1 pseudogene is annotated in these 369 nt (G+C 61.5%); it reads right to left on the minus strand.

Going from position 1 to position 369, the window contains the following annotated elements:
* A pseudogene (locus DBR24_RS30010) lies at nucleotides 1–369 on the minus strand (ATP:cob(I)alamin adenosyltransferase); the annotation flags it as partial.

A 369-nucleotide genomic window follows, 5' to 3' on the forward strand; every position in this document is an offset into this window, starting at 1 on the left:
CCGCCGCGCAATCAACCTGGCCGCGACGAACAACAAATCCGACAACCGATTGATATACGCCAGGCCGACCCCGGCCAACGGCTCAAGCGCATTCAAATGCTGACAGCGTCGCTCGGCACTGCGCGCCAGGCTCCGGCACACATGCGCCTGAGCAATCAGCAGTGAACCGCCGGGCAGTATGAAGTTCTCCAGCGGCCCCAATTCTTCATTCCACACATCAATCGCTGCTTCCAGACGCTGGATTTCCGCCGTATTCAACGCCTGATATTCCGGCATCGCCAGCTCGCCGCCGAGATCGAACAGCCGGTGCTGACAAGGCGCCAACACTTCGATCAGCTCGTTCAGCCCCGGACAGGCCTCGCGCTCGGC

This window comes from Pseudomonas sp. HMWF006 (assembly GCF_003061205.1).
GTDB lineage: Bacteria > Pseudomonadota > Gammaproteobacteria > Pseudomonadales > Pseudomonadaceae > Aquipseudomonas > Aquipseudomonas monsensis.